An 18,294-nucleotide genomic window follows, 5' to 3' on the forward strand; every position below is an offset into this window, starting at 1 on the left:
TGGAATTTGCAGAATCCTGCATGTGAAAAATCACGCACTAATTCCATCGTACGCAGCCGGGGGACAGTTATATGACTTCATGTATGATATGCAAAAAAGAAATAGACCACTCGCTTGCAGATGGAAAGATCTGCAGCGGGCGGTCTATATAGTGAAGAGTGGTTAATCGTTCATTATGGCAAGTCGATGAGCATGATATGAGAGTCTTGCTCGAATTGCAGCTTAAGCGACTGTACATTCCGGATGCGGGCGTCATCGCGGCGCTCAAGCGTCGCTCCGTCATCGAACCGGACTTCTCCCTCGATGATGAACATGTACAGGGCTCGGCCCGGCTTCGTTTCGTACACAAGATTTTGCCCTGCCGCGAATTGTCCAAGATGAAGCGTGACATCCTGATGGATTCGCGCAGTTCCGAGTTCCTCCGCCCGATTGGATACGACCGGAACTAGTCGATTCTGTATCGACTCCATGCCATAGGTGAACGTTTCATAGGATGGCTGGAGCCCCATCTTTTCCGGTAGAAGCCAGAGCTGCAACAACTGCAGCGATTCGCTGTCCGAAGCATTGAATTCGCCGTGATAAATGCCGGTGCCGGCACTCATGCGCTGAATTTGACCCGGCACGATAATTTCCCGATTGCCTGTCGTATCCCGATGCTCCAGTTGGCCTTTCAGCACGACGGTGACGATTTCCATATCCCTGTGCGGATGCAGATCGAAGCCTGTTCCCGGGGCGATATGATCATCATTCAATACCCGCAGCGCGCTGAACTGGATATTGTCCGGATCATAGTAGTCGGCAAAAGAAAAGCTAAAATGGGTTTTTAACCATCCATGATCATTGTGATAGCGTTCATTCGCCCGTCGAATCGAGCGATTCATCGTTTCCTTCATGACGATTCCTCCTCAATATTATAGAGTGTCCAAGCTGGCAACGGTTCAAGAGCGTTCAACGGCCGCTCCCGCTTACCCTTGCAGCATAGCATCTATGGAAAACGAACCAGCCCCGATTAGAGCCACTGCAATAACCGTCGCAATAAGAATGACGTTGTATTCAATCCCGTTCTGAGTGACCCAGTATCCGTTGGCCCCATGAACTTTCACAATCGCGACCAACATCGTGCCGACAATAAGCGCGGCGCCGACCCATGTGAACAAGCCTAAACCGAACAGCAGGCCGCCAGCCAATTCCGTCATTCCGGCCAGCAGCGCCATAGCGACACCCGGCCGCATTCCGATGGATTCAAACCAGCCGCCAGTGCCTTTCAGGCCGTGACCGCCGAACCAGCCGAACAACTTCTGTGCGCCGTGTCCCATCATCGTTGCTCCGATAATAATACGGATAAGCAATAAACCGTAATCTGCCATCATACCTATTTTTCCTCCTCAAATTGTAACAAATATAATTAAATAAAACAAAGATTCTTGAATTCGAGACATTAAGCCTGATAAGACCCCTCTTGCAATCAAGAAGGGCTAATCAGGAGAGGCCGCGCTCTGACCCAGCGTTTTCAGGAGCTGAATCAACTGCTGCTTCTCGTCTGCAGTCAAGCCTTTCATGGATTCATGAATGGCTGTCGCATGCTTCGGAAAGATGGCTGTCATGACGCGTTCGCCTTCTACCGTCAACTCCGCATAGATGACCCGGCGATCTTGTTCGCAAGGACGCCGCTTGATGTAACCTTTGTTCACGAGCTTATCAATGACGTAAGTCATCGTCCCGCTAGCCAAGAGCACTTTGCCGCCAATCTGTTGAATGGGAGTGGAGCCTTTATGATACAGCATTTCCATCACTGCGAATTCTGACGGGTTAAGCTGGTAATGCTTCATGTCATGCTGCGCGTGATCCATTAATGTTTTCGATGCCCGCGAGAGCACGACGAACAATTTAAGGGATTGCTGCACATCGGCATCCATCGATTCCAACCGATTCTCATGCATGGTTATTCACCGCCTTTACATTTGCCACCACTAATGTCTTGAATAATAATATCTTGAATACGAGATAAATTTATCATAAGCCGCTGCAGTTGTCAACTTATAATTTGCCGATATTTATGAAACCCTATCATGGAAACGAAAGGATGACAAGGAAAGGCGTGATCATTGTGCCATCGGCAATGCCGTTGCAAGAGGCGTCGGATGCGGATATGGTCTGGTCTTCTGACGGGAAAGAAAATGTAAATCATTTAGAAGCGATATTTCACCATTGTTCGGACATCGTGTTCTTTTCCTTTTCATTTCAGGGCGGACAACAGGCTTCTTTAATATATGTCGACGGTATGGTGGACAATTTACAGATTGACGAGCATGTCATCGAGCCGCTCGTTACACGTTATCAGCACGATCCGGAGGAGGACGGCGTTACGGTCGGCAGTGTCCGGCATACGTTGACGGCGGTGAAGGTGAAGACACATTCGACTATGCAGGAGGCAGTCGAGCTGATCTTGTCGGGCATGACGCTCCTCATCCCGCATCAATGCGACACCGCTTTCTCTATCGAAGCGATCCAGTTCGACAAGCGAAGCGTGACGGAGCCTGATTCGGAATCCGTCGTCCGGGGGCCGCGGGACGGCTTCGTCGAGACGATGCAGTCAAATACGAGTCTGCTTCGCCGCCGTATCCGCTCCCCGAAGCTTAAGATACAACCGATTAAACGGGGGAAGCTGACCCATACAACGATCAATCTTGTATATATGGAGGGCTTGGCAAGCGAGCAATTGCTGGAAGAGGTGAAGCGGCGTCTGGACAACATTACGTTAGAGAGCGTGTTGGATAGCGGGTATGTGGAACAATGTCTGGAGGACAATCCGTATTCCCCCTTCCCGCAGCTTCTGACGACCGAGCGCCCGGATGTTGCGTCGTCCCATTTGCTGGAAGGAAGAGTTGTCATTCTGGTGGATGGCTCTCCGGTTGCGCTTATCGCTCCTGCGTTGTGGGTGTCCTTTCTGCAGTCGCCCGAGGATTATTACGAGCGCCACTTTTTTGGAACAATTGTACGATGGTTGAGATATACCAGTATATTTGTGTCTCTTCTCGGACCTTCCATATATGTGGCCGTCATCTCGTATCATCAGGAAATGATACCGACTGCCCTCATCCTGACGATGGCGAAAGCGCGGACCCAAGTGCCGTTTCCCGCATTGGTGGAGGCGCTGCTGATGGAATTTATGTTCGAAGCGCTTCGTGAGGCCGGGGCCAGATTGCCGAAGCAGGTCGGCTCTGCGGTAAGCATCGTGGGCGCGCTCGTAATTGGACAAGCCGCGATATCGGCCGGGCTTGTCTCCGCTCCGATGGTCATGGTCGTGGCGATTACGGGTGTCGCCTCCTTCATTGTGCCGCACTATAACCTGGGTATTTCCGTGCGGCTCCTCCGCTTTCCGATTATGCTGCTGTCGGGATTTCTCGGGCTTATCGGAACGATGATGGGCTTCATTCTGCTCGTGACACATTTGCTGACGTTGAAATCATTCGGCGTGCCTTATTTAACCGGCGTCGCCCCATTCAGAACTTCGATGATGAAGGATATCCTGATTCGGCAGCCGGTATGGGCAGAGAACATGATCCGCGAAACCGATCAAATGCAAAACGCGGAGCAATCATCAGACAAAGCAAATCAAGGGAATGGATTGGGCTGATCTTGGAATGGAGGGGGTTGTATGATGCGAAAAGCGGTTCGTCAACCATGCCGATATGCGGTGTCATTCGGTATCGTCATGTTGATGCTGACCACACTTACCGGCTGCTGGGATCGTACCGAGCTGGAGCAATTGTCTATCATTTTGGCTGCCGGTCTGGATTCAGACGGCAACGGAGGCGTGAAGATGACGCTCCAGGTATTCGTGCCGAAGGAAGGCGGCAGTGGCGGGCAGCAGTCCGGCGGCGAGCCGAAAAAGGGAGGTGAAGGCGGGGGGCAGACGACGGTTTTCTCTGCATCGGGACCAACCTTGGGTCATGTGCTGTTTGATTTACAGAATAAAATGCCGCGCTATATCTTTTGGGGACATGCGGAAGTGTACGTCATAAGCAAGGAATTGGCGTCGAAGGGGGTGTTGGAGCACTTCGATTTCTTCCAACGATTCCAGAGTCCGCGCGAGCGCGCGCTTATCTTTGTTGCCGACGGCCAGGCAAGTGAATTCCTCAAATCGCCGCCGCAGCTGCAAAATACCGTGGCCGAGCTGTTCGAGGATTTGGGGAAGTCGCGTGCCGTTTGGAATATCAGCTTACTGGAAATGGTCAAAATGCTGAGCGGAGATTCGGGAACGGCCTATGCGCCATTTGTCGAGTGGAGCAACAGCGAGCTTGGGGTCCAGGTCCCTTCCGTAAATCAGCTGGCCATTATAAAAAAGGACCGCTATATTGGCGGAATGTCCGGAGAAGATATGCTGGGGGTCATGATCCTGCGAGGTGAAAAACGGCTGTCTGTCTCGTATTGCTCGGAAGGAGAGACCGCACATGATTGTCTGACGCTGCGTCTCAGGCAGAACCGGATTGATATCGAGCCGCGATGGGACGGGCGCAAGCTGACAATGCGCATCAAAATATTTCCATTCATGGACGCGATACAGAATAACAGTCAGTTTGACGTGTCAAATGCAGCAGAGGCGCATAAGGCGCAGCTCAAGGCCAATCAGAAGATTAAGCGCATTATCGACCATTCTATCATGATTTCGCAGACACAATGGCAGGCGGATGTGTTCGGCTTCGCAAAATATGTCCACCGCAAATATGCGAAGGAGTGGAACCGGACGATTAAGCAGAATTGGGAACGAATCTATAAGGATATGGATACGGAGATTACGGTGGAGTCGCTTATTGTCCGCCCGGGCAGCATTAGGGAAAATTTGAAAAAGGTAGGTGAGCGCTAAATGACGTACCCCTTTTTCGCAGCCATGTGCATTCTAATGATCCTGAACGGCCTGTTCGAATGGACGAGACGGCGCAAGACGCCTATTCGGGAGCTGCGCGCCTTCTTCATCTTGTCCGCGCTGGGCTGGGCCGTTGTTTTGTATATGGGCATTTTTCACAAGGGTCCGACGCCGCGTGATTTAATCGATTTCTTTTTTATGCCAGTCTACTTGTGGCTGAATGGTTGAGGGAGGGAGATATGGAACAAGGTCGCATTACTTGGCCGCAGCTTGGCATGTTGATGTATTTGATGGTGGGTGCAACTTCCGTGCTTATCGTTCCTTCAGTGACGGCTAAGTATGCCCATCAGGATTTGTGGATGACGCCCTTCATCGGTTCGGTAGTCGGCTTTGCGTCACTCTATATGGCGCTCAGACTGTATCGGTATTATCCGAATCAGTCGATCATTCAGTACGGCGAGCATTTACTGGGCAAATGGATCGGCGGGACGGCCAACCTCGTATGGCTCTTCTTCCTCTGGCAGAATACAGGGGTGATTTTGCGGGAATATGGGGAGTTTATCGTCGGTTCTGTCCTGCTGCGCACGCCGCAAAGCGTCGTGAATATCTGCCTCATCTTCGTATGCGCCTTGGCAATTCGCGGGGGCATTGAGGTGCTTGGCAAGTTTGCCTTGCTGATTGCCCCGCTGTTCTTGGGATTTGTCATCTTCATTCCGTTGCTGTTGACGCCGGAAATGGATGTCTTGCAAATCACCCCGGTGCTGGAAAATGGCTGGAAGCCGGTCCTGAAAGGCTCCCTTCTGCCAATGGAGTGGTTCATGGAATTTGTGCTCGTCAGCTTCATCCTCCCTCATGCGACCGGACAGAGGAGCCCGTGGAGATGGCTCAGCCTGCCGATTGTCCTCATGCTCGGCACAATGGTGCTGCTGAATTTGACGTGCCTGTTCGTGTTCGGCGAACTTACCTCCATGTATACCTTTTCCGTATTCAATGCGGCAAAATATATCAGCTTGGGCAACATCATCGAACATATCGAAGCGATTGTAATGGTTCTGTGGATAATGGGCGGATTCGTTCAGATCAGCTCATGGTTTTACATACTAGTCATCGGAACGGCCCAGTCCTTCCGCATCCGTGATTACCGTCCGCTAGTGTTCCCCATCGGCATTCTTATCGTGGCAATGAGCTTATGGATTGTGGATGATATATCGGAGATGACGAAGTTATTCACGACAAGCGGGGCGGTATTTGCAGCTGCGGTACAGATTTGTTACCCGGCCTTGCTTCTTTTGATCGCAATGTGGAAGCATAGGACCAGAGAAACGAAGTATCGGGAACAGCGCGATTCGTCTTCAGCCACATGACGGACCGAGCGGAGGCCATCCGTCCGCCGTCCGTAAGAATGTGTTGATACGTCGGGGCGATCGCTCTTGTCTTATAATTTTAACGATACGACAGTGAGGTGAATTCTTGTGGAAAAGGGCCGCATTACATGGCCGCAGCTGTGCTTGCTCATGTACTTGGCGGTAGGCTCTACGTCAGTATTGATTATTCCTGCCATTACCTCGAAATTTGCGGGAAATGATCTGTGGATTTCTCCTATCATTGGCTCCAGCACGGGATTTCTGACGATGTTTCTGCTGCTTAAGCTTCATCATTATTATCCGGATCAGACGATGATGCAATATGGCGAGCTGTTGCTTGGCAGATGGATTGGCGGGGCAGCCAATCTCGTATGGCTGTTCTTCCTCTGGCATGGCGCGGGGCTCATACTGCGGGAATACGGGGAATTCATTGTCGGCTCGGTGTTGTTGCGAACGCCGGAAAGCGTGGTTACTATCTGCCTTATCTTCGTATGCGCCGTAGCGATTCGCGGGGGCATCGAAGTGCTGGGGAAGTTTTCGCTCTTGATTGCTCCACTGTTTGCTGGTTTCATTTTTCTGACTCCGGTCCTGCTTCTCCCCGAACTCGATGTTCATCATATCACTCCGGTGCTTGAGAAAGGGTGGAAGCCGGTATTCGAAGGGGCGGTCACTCCGCTTGTCTGGTTCATGGAATTTGCGCTTATCGGCTTCATTATTCCGTTTGCAACAGGGAAGCGCAGCAAGTGGAGGTGGAGCGTCATTTCCGTCCTGCTGATGCTCTTGACAATGCTCGTCACCAATTTGACGTGCTTGTTTCTTTTCGGCAATCTGACGTCGTTGTTCACCTTTCCGATCTTCGTTGCTACCCGTTATATTAGTTTGGGCAATTTCTTCGAGCACGTGGAGGCGATCGTGATGGTGTTGTGGGTCATGAGCGGATTCGTTCAGATGGCGGTATGGTATTACGCGCTCGTTATCGGCACGGCGCAGTGCTTCAAGCTGAACGATTATCGCCCCCTTGTCTTCCCGCTCGGAATTCTTATCGTTGCCATGAGCATCTGGATAGCGGACAATATTCAGGAAATGATTGATTTGTTCATGACGTCTGAGCCGTTTTTTTCGGGAACGGTGCAGATCTTATATCCGGCCCTGCTGTTGCTGCTCGCCTGGTGGAAGCATAGGCGGAACGATTGCCCGAATGCCCAAAACGGCCCGTCTCCTTCATAATCGCTGCAGTGGCTTACGTGTCTCGCTGGTTATCCTTCTCTGAATGTGTACGGCAAAAGCAGCGGGGCAATGGCGGAGACGGGAAGTTGGGGCGGAGGATTACCTGCATCATTGTTTAGGGCAAGAAGATTGAATTCGCGTCGCTGCGACGGCTGAACGCCAGGGATAGGGCGAGCAGCGTCAACAGGGCAGCGAGGCCATAAGCGGTATAGGCAATGCTCGTTATGTCCTGCTGCTTGACAGCAATGCCGATATAAGCCCACACGAAGATGAGCACGAACACCGGATCGCGGTTCGGCCCGCCGACAACCCAAGCAATCAACGCCCCGATTGCCAGCAACAAGACGTTCCACGCTTCCTCTCCGAGGCCGAAGCCGTTCCACTGCGCGTCATACAGGACGACTGCAACGTTGACAATCGTCACTGCGCTAATCCAGCCCAAGCAGATACTGAACGGCAGCCGGATCAGCCAGCGTCCCGCCGCCGTGGAGGTTCCCGCTTTGCGCAAATTGCTATAAATAAAGATGAAGCTCGTCAATAATCCAATCATGGCGATGAGAGACAGCCATACTTGCGTATGCAAGTAATGCCACAGCATTATCCAACCGATGTGGAACAGGCAGCTGTAGATAAAGACAGGACCGATAGCCCGTACGGAAGGCTGGACGTCCTGTCCGGGAAGCGCTTGATAGACAACGAATCCGGCCAGCAGCGCATAAATCAGTATCCAAATGCCGAAGGTATAGCTTGCGGGTGTAATCAGCACTGGAAACATGGCAGAAATGTCCCCTGTCGTCTTTCCACCCAACGGCACGGTCTCGGCCAGCGCGTTTACGGCCAATACGCCGGCAAAGGCGAGAATGTTAAGCCATTTGCAGTTAAAAGCGCGCATATCGCTCCCCCCTCGGTTGTTCAAGAAACTCGCTTTATGAACACGTACTATTACAGAATATACCCGAACCCGTCCAAAAATAACGGGGAGAAGAAAGATTGCATGAGATATTTTACATATTATAGCTCGGATTTTCGTTTCCGATAGGCGTTTGGAGATATGCCCACCACTTTTTTGAACACCTTGCTGAAATATTTCTCATCCTGATAGCCAGCCATTTCCGCAACCTGCGCGATGCGAAGGTGCGGGTTCAACAGCAGCATTTGCGCTTTCTCGATTCGAATTTGCGTTACATAATCCGACAGGTTGATGCCGAACTGCTGCTTGAATTTGCGCGAAATATATTCGCGGCTCACATAGAAGCGTCCCGCCATATCCTGCAGTGACAGCTCCTCATGATAATGCTGTTCAATATATTTGGCAATGTCAAAAATAATATGCTGCTCCTGCCCTTGATGGCTGAGCAGCGCCGCCGACAGCGCCGCCAACGCCGTCTGCCAGGCGTCCTCCCAGACGTCCCACCGCAGCTCTTCCGAGCAGTCGCTATCGGTCAACGGATCATGCTGCGCCAGCTGGGCGATCAACTGATCTGCGGCATCGGGGGCCACCTCTTGGGCAATGCGCATACGGAGCGCCGCCCATTCCTTGAGCCACGTCTGCAGCATATGCGGCGTTACCGCATGCAGGGAGCGCACGGCATCGACCCAGCGGCGGACGGCGCTCTTCAATTGCTCGGCGTGGCCGCTCTGTACAGCCAGCTTCCATGCTTCTTCATAAGAGGCGAGCCGCACGGCTTTGCTGGCAGCGGAAGCGCCGGCATCTTTAAACGCGCGGCTGCCAGGCGCAGCATGAATATGCGATGTGCGTTCGAGCAGGTTGCGATGCGCCAGCGCAGCTTTGGCCCCGGCATAAGCATTCTGCATTCCGGCTGGAAAAGCCGCTTTCTCGCTTACGCCGAAATGCAGCTTGCGCTGCATCGTCTGCTGCAAGCCTTTGTTCACCTGCTGCAGGACCGTTTCGATCCCGTCCGTCTGCTTCCACATGACGAGCACCAGCTCGTTCGGCGCACTGGAGTAGCGGAAGACTGCGCCGTGCGATTGCGCGTCTCGGTTCACAATCTCGTTGGCGATATTGAGCAGGGAGTAATATAGGAGCTGCCGGTTATCGCCGAATTTATGGCGGAACGTCGGATGGCACACATTAATCGCCGCAACGGCAATCTGCACTTCGTCTATGCCGGTTGGCAAGCCGAACTCGTATTGAAGCCTGCGCACATTCGCCTCATAGACGGAAGGATCGTCGAGCAGGCTCGACCACAGCTTCTCTGATAAGAGAGGCTTGAATTCGTTCACCTGCATGCGCTGCCGGTGCAGCGCGGTCCGCTCTTCTTCGTCCTGAAGCCAGGCGGCGACGGCTTTGGCTACAGCTGCATTAATCGTGTCTGGATCGATGGGCTTCAATATATAGTCCATTCCTCCGTGCTGCATCGTGTGCCGCACCAACGCAAAATCATCGTGTCCGCTTATGGCAATCAGCTTGCTCGCGGGGGAATGCCGGCTAATCCACTCCATTAAGGCGCTTCCGCTCATATTGGGCATCATCATGTCTGTCATGACGATTTGCGGCTTCTGCGAAGAGAGCAGCTCCACGGCTTGCTGTCCGTCGGCCGCTTCATAAATCTGGTCGATACCGTGCGCATCCCATTCCACAAGCAGCCTGATGGCGTCACGGACATGCTTCTCGTCATCAACGATCAATGCTTTCATGATTCATCACGCTCCATCTTCATGTGTATGACGATGCGGGTGCCTTGCGGTTCCGCAGCTTCCACCCTCATGTCGGCATTACCGCTGCTGAACAGCTTGAGCCGGATGAGCACGTTGACAAGGCCGATACCGGAGGAGGCTTCCCCCGTTACGAAATGATTGCGGGACAGCGAGTGTGTCGTCGATGTACCCGGCTGTTCCGGATGAAGCTCGCGCAGCTTCTCGTTGAGCTCAATCCGGCGCTGAAGCGGCATGCCGCGTCCGTTGTCCTCCACGATGAGTTCGACGAGCCCGTCAGGTTCATCGATAAAACGACTGCGAATCATGAGCTTGCCGCTTGTCAGTCCGCGGTCGAGCCCATGCTTGAAATAATTTTCGACGAGCGGCTGCAGTGTCATCTTGGGCACGAGAACGTTCAAGGTCGCCGCTTCATTCTCGTAGGCGGCCTCGAAGGTATTCTCGAACCGCTGCGCCTGCAGCCGCAAGTATGCTTTCACATGCTCGATTTCCTCGCGCAGAGTGACGATGCTCTGATCGGTATACATGCTGTAACGCATCATCTTCGCCAGAGCAGTCACCAGCTTGTAGATATGAGGCGCGTTCAATTGCAATGCCTGTGTGCCTATCGATTGCAGCGCATTGTTGATGAAATGCGGGTTAATCTGGGCCTGCAGCGCTTTGAGCTGGTTCGTTTTATTGGCAATCTCAAGCTGATATTCACGCAAAATAAGATTGTTGATCATGTCCATCATATTGCGGAACCGCTTCGAGACGACGCCGATTTCGTCATTGCTGACCGGCTGGATGTCCACGCGCAAGTTGCCGGTCTGAACCTGGTTGATATAGCGGACAAGCTGGCTAATCGGCTTCGTAATCCGCAGTGAGACGATAATGGTAGCCGCAATGATGACGACGAGCGACAGAGCGATGAGCAGCATATTGATGACCGCGGCGCGGTTCGCCTCGCGCAGCAAATAGGATTGCGGGATTTGCTTGACGAGTGTCCAGTTGGCGATAGGCGTTTCGATTCGTTCATGGATGAAAATAGAGTCATTCTTTTCAAAATGTCCGTTTCCATTGTTTCGGAAATCGGAAGGGGCATACCAGTCTTCATGGAGACGCTGTCCGATGAGCCGGCGATCGCCGGCATAGAACACGTCTCCTTCATCGTTTAGCAAATAGATGTGCTCTTTGTCCCGTTGGAACAATTGATCGATAATATCGGCGAGCGCACTTACCTTCACATCGATGGATAAGACACCGATCTCCTCCTTGGAAGGAACGCGGTAAATTTTCCGATGCAAAGAAAACACCTGCACGCTCGGAAAATAATACGGCGAGGTGGCGAAGCCATAAGTCTGGCTTAAATGTGTCGGTTGCATGCCGATGCCATCGCACGCATATTCCAGCGCCGGACCGTTCGGCTCCTGTTCATGCAAGCGGCGCGGCACGTTCTGGATGACCAGGGTGGCGCGCTTGACCTCGTTGCGGTATAAGTACACCTGCCAAATGTCGCGCATGGATGCCGCAATATTTTGCAAGGTGATATACGAATAGGACTCGAACGTGTAATCGTCGTATCCCCGGCTTAATTGGCGAAAAAATTCAAAATCGGTATAGACCGTCAGCGAAGCGCGATTTATATTCTCGAGGAAGTTCGCAAGATTGGTCTTGCCTTGAAAAATCAACTGATGATTTTCTTGTATGGCGCGTTTTTTCAGCGAATCCGTCGTGTAGCTGTAGGAAATGACCATCGTTGCTACAGTAGGGACGATGGTCGCAATGAGCATAAATGTAATGAGCTTCGTCCGAATACTGTTCCATCGCATAACATCGTCTCCTCCGGTTCAAAGTGTACCTTTTTCCTTGCGGTCAGGTCAATATATTCCACCTTTTCGTTCATCAGCATCAGTGGCAACCGCTTTCATAAAACCCCATACTGAATGTACAACACTTACTTTACACGCAAAGGGGAGAGTCGGATGTCGCGCAAAGCATGGTCTCAAGTTGGACAGCAGCTCTTTTTCATCGGCCCGGCGGCATTCTTTTTTACATTAATTGTCGTCATTCCGTTCCTGCTTGGCATGTATTATTCGTTCACTGATTGGAATGGGGTATCGGGTACGGTTGCTTGGGTGGGATTGGATAACTTTACGCAAATTTTCGCAAAAGACTCGGATTTTTTTCCGGCCTTCTGGTTTACGACTAAATTTACGATTGTGGGCGTTGTTCTGACGAACTTGCTCGGCTTTGCGCTTGCTTACGTGCTTACGAAGCCGCTCAAGCTGCGCAACGCGCTGCGGACTGTATTTTTTATGCCGAACGTGATCGGAGGTTTGCTGCTCGGCTTCATCTGGCAATTCATCTTCGTCAAAGGCTTTTCAGCCATCGGCGATGCGACGGGAATCGGATTCTTTAACCTTCCATGGCTCGGTGACGAGATTACCGCGTTCTGGGGAATCATCATCGTGTTCGTCTGGCAGACGGCCGGCTACCTGATGGTTATTTACATCGCAGCGATGACGAACGTGCCGAAGGATGTTATGGAGGCGGCGGAAATCGACGGCGCGACTCGCGGACAGGTGCTGCGTCACGTTATCGTTCCGCTCATCATGCCGGCAGTGACGGTCTGTTTATTCTTGGCAATTTCGTGGTCTTTTAAAATGTTTGACCTGAACTTGTCGCTCACGAAGGGCGGGCCGTTCAAGTCGACGGAATCGGTCGCGTTGAACATTTATTTGGAAGCTTTCCAAAATAACCGTTACGGTCTCGGCACGGCGAAAGCGTTCCTGTTCTTCATCATCGTTGCCGTCATTACTCTTATCCAAGTACGCATCACGAAGAGCAAGGAGGTGGAGGTGTAATGGAATCAGTCAAAAAATACGGCAGACGCACATTCGTTACCGAAGCAGTCATGATTATCGTCGGATTGATCTTTCTTGTCCCCTTCTACTTCCTGCTTGTGAACTCGGTGAAATCGTTTGGCGATCTGCTGTCGAACGCCGCCAGTTGGCCGGCGGCATTCGAGTGGAGCAACTACCAGCGGGCATGGGAGATTACGAAGTTCCCGCAGGCATTCTCGAATTCGTTCATCATTACCGCGGCAAGCATTTTGCTGATTGCGCTCTTGAGCGCGATGGCCGCTTATCGTATGGTTCGGCGCAATACGCGGTTTAACAAAGCGCTGTTTATGATTTTTGTCGCGGCCATGGTCATTCCGTTTCAATCGATTATGATCCCGCTCGTGAAAGTGACGGGCATGATTCACTTGACGGACAGCATCGGCGGACTTATTATATGTTACCTTGGCTTTGGCGCACCGCTTTCTATCTTCCTCTTTCATGGATTTGTGAAATCTGTGCCTGTGGAGATTGAAGAAGCGGCAGTAGTAGACGGATGTTCGCCGTATGCCGTATTCTGGCGCGTCGTGTTTCCGCTCTTGAAGCCGATGTTCGTTACGGTCGTTATTCTGAACAGCCTATGGATTTGGAACGACTATCTGCTGCCGTCCTTAATGCTGCAAAGCGCAGAGCATCGCACGATTCCGCTCGCGACGTACGCATTTTTCGGACAATATACGAAGCAGTGGGACTTGGCGCTGCCGGCGCTTGTGCTCGGTGTCGCTCCGATCGTCGCTTTTTTCTTGGCGATGCAGAAGTATATTATCGAGGGGATTACGGCAGGCTCAGTGAAAGGATAATCAGCCGCACATCAATCGGACAAGTGACTGCAAAGGTCAATGAATTCCACCTGTTCGGTCAATTCTCTCGGTGTAAACGCTTGCACGAAGGGATTATACTGAGCGTACGGCATAATAGAAGCAAGAGTATGTTCTAAGAAACAATACAGAACGTTCCGAGAACGGCTATCAGTAAGCTAGCGTGTCAACAATAGGGCAAGCTGGTTATGTACACAGATGGGGAGGTCTTTCTAATGAAACGAATGGCAAAATGGTCTATGCTTATGCTGTTGGCAGTGTCGGTCATGCTGGCGGGCTGCGGATCCAAGGACGCAAGCTCTGGCGAAACAACAGGTTCGACCGGCGGAGATAATGGCAAGCAGGAAGTCAAAACAGTTAAAATATTTCAATTCAAAGTTGAGATTGCCGAGGCGCTCAATCGCTTGAAGGCGGAGTTTGAGAAAGAGCATCCCAATATTAAACTGGACATACAAACGGTCGGCGGCGGTGCCGATTATGGAGCGGCGTTGAAAGCTAAGTTCGCGGCCAATGACGCGCCGGACATTTTCAATAACGGCGGTTACCAAGAGATGGAGACGTGGATGGAGCATTTGGAAGACATGTCGGGCGAGGCATGGGTCAAGGATGTCATTCCACTCGCGAAAGAGCCGATGACGAAAGACGGAAAGCTGTACGGCATGCCGATGAATCTGGAAGGCTATGGCTTCATCTACAACAAAGATTTATTCCAGAAAGCCGGAATTACGGAGCTGCCGAAGACGCTGCCGGAGCTGGAAGCAACAGCGAAGAAGCTGCAGGATGCGGGCATCACCCCGTTCGCGAACGGGTATCAGGAGTGGTGGATTTTAGGGATTCACACCTTGAACGCAGCGTTTGCGCAGCAGCCGGATCCGAATGCGTTCATTCAGGGCTTGGGTGACGGAAGCGCGAAGTTCAAAGGCAATCCCGAATTTGAGAACTGGGTGAACATGCTTGACGTGACCGCTAAATACGGCAATAAAAATCCGCTTACGACAGACTACAATACGCAAGTAACCCTGTTCGCCAAAGGCGAAACGGCGATGATGCAGCAAGGCAACTGGACGCAAGTGCAGATCGACGGCATCAATCCCGATTTGAATCTGGGCGTGCTGCCAATGCCGATAGACGAGGATGCCGCGAAGAACGACAAGCTGTTGGTCGGCGTTCCGAACAACTGGGTCGTGAACAAAAATTCGCAGGTAAAAGAGGAAGCCAAGACGTTCCTCAACTGGATGGTCACTTCCGACATCGGCAAGGAATATATCGCGAAGCAGTTCAAATTCATTCCGGCGATGACGACAATTACGGCTACGGCTGACGATCTCGGCGATATCGCGGCTGATGTAATGAAGTACAGCCAAGAGAACAAGGTGCTGAGCTGGAACTGGTTCAAATATCCGGACGGGGCGACGCAGGAGTTCGGCAACGCTATCCAAGCCTACATTGCAGGCAAGTCTGACAAAGACAAGATGCTGGACGACTTCCAAAAAGCTTGGGATAATTTGAAAAAATAACTTTTTGTACAGTGGCCTCTGCGTTGCGCAGGGGCCGCTGTTCGATCATGAACGCTAATGAAAGACTGCCGCAATGAGGTTTACGTGCTGTTGCATGGGATAAAATCCAGTGCAGCAGCACTTTTTTTGGCACCTCCTGCCGCTGCTTGATTCCCTCTTTTGTTCACTCTCCCCATGGTTCAGGTACGCAAGGAATGACATTCTTCAAGACATCCCCTTTCCTCCTGATACAAGGGTCTATTCATCATGAATAACATCTGGATCCGTTTTTGGGCACGCTGCTTTCTGAAGGAAGGGGAGAATGAAACAAGGGGCGGCTGAACCGAAATTTCTCCAGTCCTGCACAATTCAAATAGTTAATAAGTAAGGTGAATCATTAACGGCATGAAATAAATACCATTTATTTCAATATAACTTTCATCCGATCCGGTGTATCTAATCTACCAGAATACGATGACGAGGAAGGGAACCATGCATGTGGATATGGAACTAGAGGTGAGACGGGCTCAGCGGGGCGATCATGAAGCATTTGTTCGTCTGATGCGGCAATGGGAACGGCAGTTATACAGAATCGCCCAGTCTATCGTCAAGCGGGAAGAGGATTGCGCAGACGCGATGCAGGAAACGGTGATTGAATAATCGTATTGCACGAAACCTTCCTAATCTTAGATTATGATCAATAATGATTGCAAGGGCAGGCGACCGATATGTCGGCTGTCTTTGTCTTGCATGGTTTTGGATTCAATATAAATTCTTGTATCATAAATAAAATAGGAGAACAAATCCATACTGCCATCTACACAGCAAGGAGATATCACATGAACATATTGATTGCGGATGACGAGCCGCATATGCTGAACATCATACAAGCTTATTTTAACCGGGAAGGCTTTCGGACTTATATCGCCGCAGACGGCGAGGCCGCATTGAACGCGTTCTACAACGAAGCTATTGATTTGGCCGTTCTTGATTGGATGATGCCGAAGGTAAGCGGCATTGACGTATGCAAGGAGATGAAGCGGCGCAGCGGCGTGAAGGTGCTGCTGCTTACGGCCAAGGGCGAAGCGGAGGATGAGCTGAAGGCGCTGCACTCCGGGGCGGACGATTACGTGCGCAAGCCGTTCGATCCGCGCATCCTGATGCTGCGGGCCAAGAAGCTGCTTCAGGTCGAGGAGGGCGTCCGCTTAGGCAATCTGACCGTTGACATGCAAGGCTACAAAATATACAAGGATGGATCGGATATTCAGGCGACGAACAAGGAGTTTCAGCTTCTGAAGACGTTTATAGAACACAAAGGCCGTATTTTGACGCGGCAAACCTTGCTTGATCAAGTATGGGGCTTTGATTACTTCGGCGACGATCGTACAGTAGATACCCACATACGCAGGCTGCGCGAGAAGATAGGAGAGCATTTCATCAAGACGCACCGCGGGGTGGGCTACAGCCTAGAGGTGCCCAAGGATCTGCTGGATGCCGATGAATAAGCTGAGCCGGAAGCTGTTTGTCCGTTTTTCGCTCATTGTAGGCCTTGTGCTGATGCTGACTTATCTGGCCAATACATTTCTGCTGCCCAAATATTATTTGCACCAGAAAAAGGCGAATTTAGCCGAACTGACGACGATGCTCGACAATCTGGAAGGGAATGAACTGCAGGCAGACATCGAACGATTGGAGCAGTCTTATGGCGTCACGATCGTGCATATCCCGTTAATGCCGGATATCAATGATCTGAATGAAAATGTAAAGCTTGCGCTCGGCCGGAAAGGCATTACGCTCAGCAAGTTCTGGATTACGGAAGAAAATGTGGCGAAGCTGGAGCAGCAAGAGACGGTTCACAAAATATACAGCCAGACAAAGCTCAAATCGAGCTTTCTCGTCACGTTCATGAACAAGGAGAACGAGCTGTATGTGATCGGAGAATCGGTTGCCCATTCGGATGAGACGCTGCAGATCGTCAATCGGTTCGCTTTATTCATTTCTGCCGGGGCGCTGCTCGTGACCTTGCTGCTGTCTGCTTGGTCCGCAAGGCGGATTCTCCGGCCTCTTGCCGAGCTGAAGGAGACGGCCGAGGACATCGCGGAGCTATCGTTCCGCAAGGCCGATATTCAGACGGGCGACGAGATCGAGGCGTTAGCGGCAAGTGTCAATGCGATGAGCGACAAGCTGGAGCAGGCGCATCGGGAGCAGCATACCCGCAACGAGAACTTGCGCGGCTTCATCTCCGACATCTCGCATGAGCTCAAAACGCCACTTGCGCTAATCAAGGCATATGCGGCGGGCATGAAGGATGGGTTGGACGATGGAAGCTATGCCGATGTGATTGATCGCCAAGCAGATGATATGACACGGCTGGTAGAACGTTTGTTGCAATTGTCCAGACTACAAGCAGAGACTTATGAAATGGCTTCATTTGACTTTATGGAGCTGTTGGCAGAGACGGCAGGCAAATATCGCGCAGCCATTGTGCAGCAAGGCTTGACGATCGACGTAGACAACGGCGGCATTCGACATGCCTGCGTGATGGCCGATCGCGGCAAAATGGAGATCGTGCTGAATAACCTGATAACGAATGCAATCAAATATGCCGCAGGCCCGGATATTCACATTGCGGTACGGTTGCGGGACGCACGCTTCACATTCAGCATCCAAAATAGCACCGGCGAGTGGAGCGAAGCCGAGCTGGAACGGATCTGGGAGCCATTCAGCGTGGCGGAACGATCGCGCAGCAAGCAGCTGAGCGGTACGGGACTCGGCCTGTCGCTCATCAGGACCATTATGCAGAAGCATGATGCCCCATACGGTGTCCGCGTTTCAGACGGCGTGATTGAATTCTATTTTTCTCTTCCTGTCACATTGGCGTAACAAAGAACGGCTATGATGATGCATGCATTCAGTAATATAAGAGGCTGCTCAAAAAGTCCCCTTTTGAACACGCATTATAAG

At 51.6% G+C, this 18,294-nt stretch carries 17 protein-coding genes; 11 read left to right on the forward strand and 6 right to left on the reverse strand.

Going from position 1 to position 18,294, the window contains the following annotated elements:
- Positions 1-173: 173 nt before the first annotated feature.
- The 3 genes from JSQ80_RS12700 to JSQ80_RS12710 form a co-directional block, all read right to left on the reverse strand.
- Complete coding sequence (locus JSQ80_RS12700; protein ID WP_240463644.1) at positions 174-893, reverse strand: pirin family protein; 720 nt, start codon at positions 891-893, stop codon at positions 174-176.
- Positions 894-965: 72 nt separating this feature from the next.
- Complete coding sequence (locus JSQ80_RS12705; RefSeq protein ID WP_087431849.1) at positions 966-1,367, reverse strand: DoxX family protein; 402 nt, start codon at positions 1,365-1,367, stop codon at positions 966-968.
- Between the two features lie 108 nt (positions 1,368-1,475).
- On the reverse strand, positions 1,476-1,940 hold the full coding sequence (locus JSQ80_RS12710) for a MarR family winged helix-turn-helix transcriptional regulator (protein ID WP_206095531.1): 465 nt from the start codon (positions 1,938-1,940) through the stop codon (positions 1,476-1,478).
- A 143-nt stretch (positions 1,941-2,083) separates the two neighbouring features.
- Here JSQ80_RS12710 and JSQ80_RS12715 point away from each other — a divergent pair, with 143 nt between their 5' ends.
- The 5 genes from JSQ80_RS12715 to JSQ80_RS12735 all read left to right on the forward strand — a co-directional run bounded on the left by JSQ80_RS12715 (position 2,084) and on the right by JSQ80_RS12735 (position 7,458).
- A complete protein-coding gene (locus JSQ80_RS12715) occupies positions 2,084-3,637 on the forward strand; it encodes a spore germination protein (protein ID WP_240463645.1) in 1,554 nt (517 codons plus the stop codon).
- 21 nt (positions 3,638-3,658) lie between these two features.
- Positions 3,659-4,867 (forward strand): Ger(x)C family spore germination protein, encoded by a 1,209-nt coding sequence (locus JSQ80_RS12720; RefSeq protein WP_206095533.1) that lies wholly within the window; start codon positions 3,659-3,661, stop codon positions 4,865-4,867.
- Positions 4,868-5,095: a hypothetical protein gene (locus JSQ80_RS12725; RefSeq protein ID WP_206095534.1), complete on the forward strand. Its 228-nt coding sequence runs from the start codon at positions 4,868-4,870 to the stop codon at positions 5,093-5,095. It abuts the gene before it with no gap.
- 11 nt (positions 5,096-5,106) lie between these two features.
- Positions 5,107-6,231, forward strand: a complete 1,125-nt coding sequence (locus tag JSQ80_RS12730; RefSeq protein WP_206095535.1) for a GerAB/ArcD/ProY family transporter — start codon at positions 5,107-5,109, stop codon at positions 6,229-6,231.
- Positions 6,232-6,339: 108 nt separating this feature from the next.
- Positions 6,340-7,458: an endospore germination permease gene (locus tag JSQ80_RS12735; RefSeq protein WP_206095536.1), complete on the forward strand. Its 1,119-nt coding sequence runs from the start codon at positions 6,340-6,342 to the stop codon at positions 7,456-7,458.
- 115 nt (positions 7,459-7,573) lie between these two features.
- On the opposite strand, the gene JSQ80_RS12740 is transcribed toward JSQ80_RS12735, so the two are convergent.
- From JSQ80_RS12740 to JSQ80_RS12750, 3 genes are all read right to left on the reverse strand, one after another.
- Positions 7,574-8,350 carry a tryptophan-rich sensory protein gene (locus tag JSQ80_RS12740; protein WP_206095537.1) on the reverse strand — a complete coding sequence of 259 codons (777 nt, stop codon included), beginning with the start codon at positions 8,348-8,350 and terminating at the stop codon, positions 7,574-7,576.
- A 119-nt stretch (positions 8,351-8,469) separates the two neighbouring features.
- Positions 8,470-10,116, reverse strand: coding sequence for a response regulator transcription factor (locus JSQ80_RS12745; protein ID WP_206095538.1), 1,647 nt, complete (start codon positions 10,114-10,116; stop codon positions 8,470-8,472).
- A complete protein-coding gene (locus JSQ80_RS12750; protein ID WP_206095539.1) occupies positions 10,113-11,945 on the reverse strand; it encodes a sensor histidine kinase in 1,833 nt (610 codons plus the stop codon). Before JSQ80_RS12750 ends, JSQ80_RS12745 begins: the two co-directional genes overlap by 4 nt.
- 153 nt (positions 11,946-12,098) lie before the next feature.
- Between JSQ80_RS12750 and JSQ80_RS12755 the strand changes: the two genes are divergently transcribed.
- From JSQ80_RS12755 to JSQ80_RS12780, 6 genes are all read left to right on the forward strand, one after another.
- Positions 12,099-12,980 (forward strand): carbohydrate ABC transporter permease, encoded by an 882-nt coding sequence (locus JSQ80_RS12755; RefSeq protein ID WP_206095540.1) that lies wholly within the window; start codon positions 12,099-12,101, stop codon positions 12,978-12,980.
- The gene (locus JSQ80_RS12760) at positions 12,980-13,816 is read left to right on the forward strand and encodes a carbohydrate ABC transporter permease (RefSeq protein WP_087431795.1); all 837 of its coding nucleotides are present in this window, start codon (positions 12,980-12,982) and stop codon (positions 13,814-13,816) included. The genes JSQ80_RS12755 and JSQ80_RS12760 overlap by 1 nt, the downstream gene beginning before the upstream one ends.
- 233 nt (positions 13,817-14,049) lie before the next feature.
- Positions 14,050-15,351 carry an ABC transporter substrate-binding protein gene (locus JSQ80_RS12765; RefSeq protein ID WP_206095541.1) on the forward strand — a complete coding sequence of 434 codons (1,302 nt, stop codon included), beginning with the start codon at positions 14,050-14,052 and terminating at the stop codon, positions 15,349-15,351.
- 471 nt (positions 15,352-15,822) lie between these two features.
- Complete coding sequence (locus JSQ80_RS12770) at positions 15,823-15,990, forward strand: hypothetical protein (protein WP_206095542.1); 168 nt, start codon at positions 15,823-15,825, stop codon at positions 15,988-15,990.
- Positions 15,991-16,169: 179 nt separating this feature from the next.
- On the forward strand, positions 16,170-16,835 hold the full coding sequence (locus tag JSQ80_RS12775) for a response regulator transcription factor (RefSeq protein ID WP_206095543.1): 666 nt from the start codon (positions 16,170-16,172) through the stop codon (positions 16,833-16,835).
- Complete coding sequence (locus JSQ80_RS12780) at positions 16,822-18,213, forward strand: sensor histidine kinase (RefSeq protein WP_240463646.1); 1,392 nt, start codon at positions 16,822-16,824, stop codon at positions 18,211-18,213. The genes JSQ80_RS12775 and JSQ80_RS12780 overlap by 14 nt, the downstream gene beginning before the upstream one ends.
- The last annotated feature ends 81 nt before the right edge of the window (positions 18,214-18,294 follow it).

It is taken from the genome of Paenibacillus apiarius (genome assembly GCF_017052585.1).
GTDB classification, from domain to species: Bacteria; Bacillota; Bacilli; order Paenibacillales; family Paenibacillaceae; genus Paenibacillus_B; species Paenibacillus_B apiarius.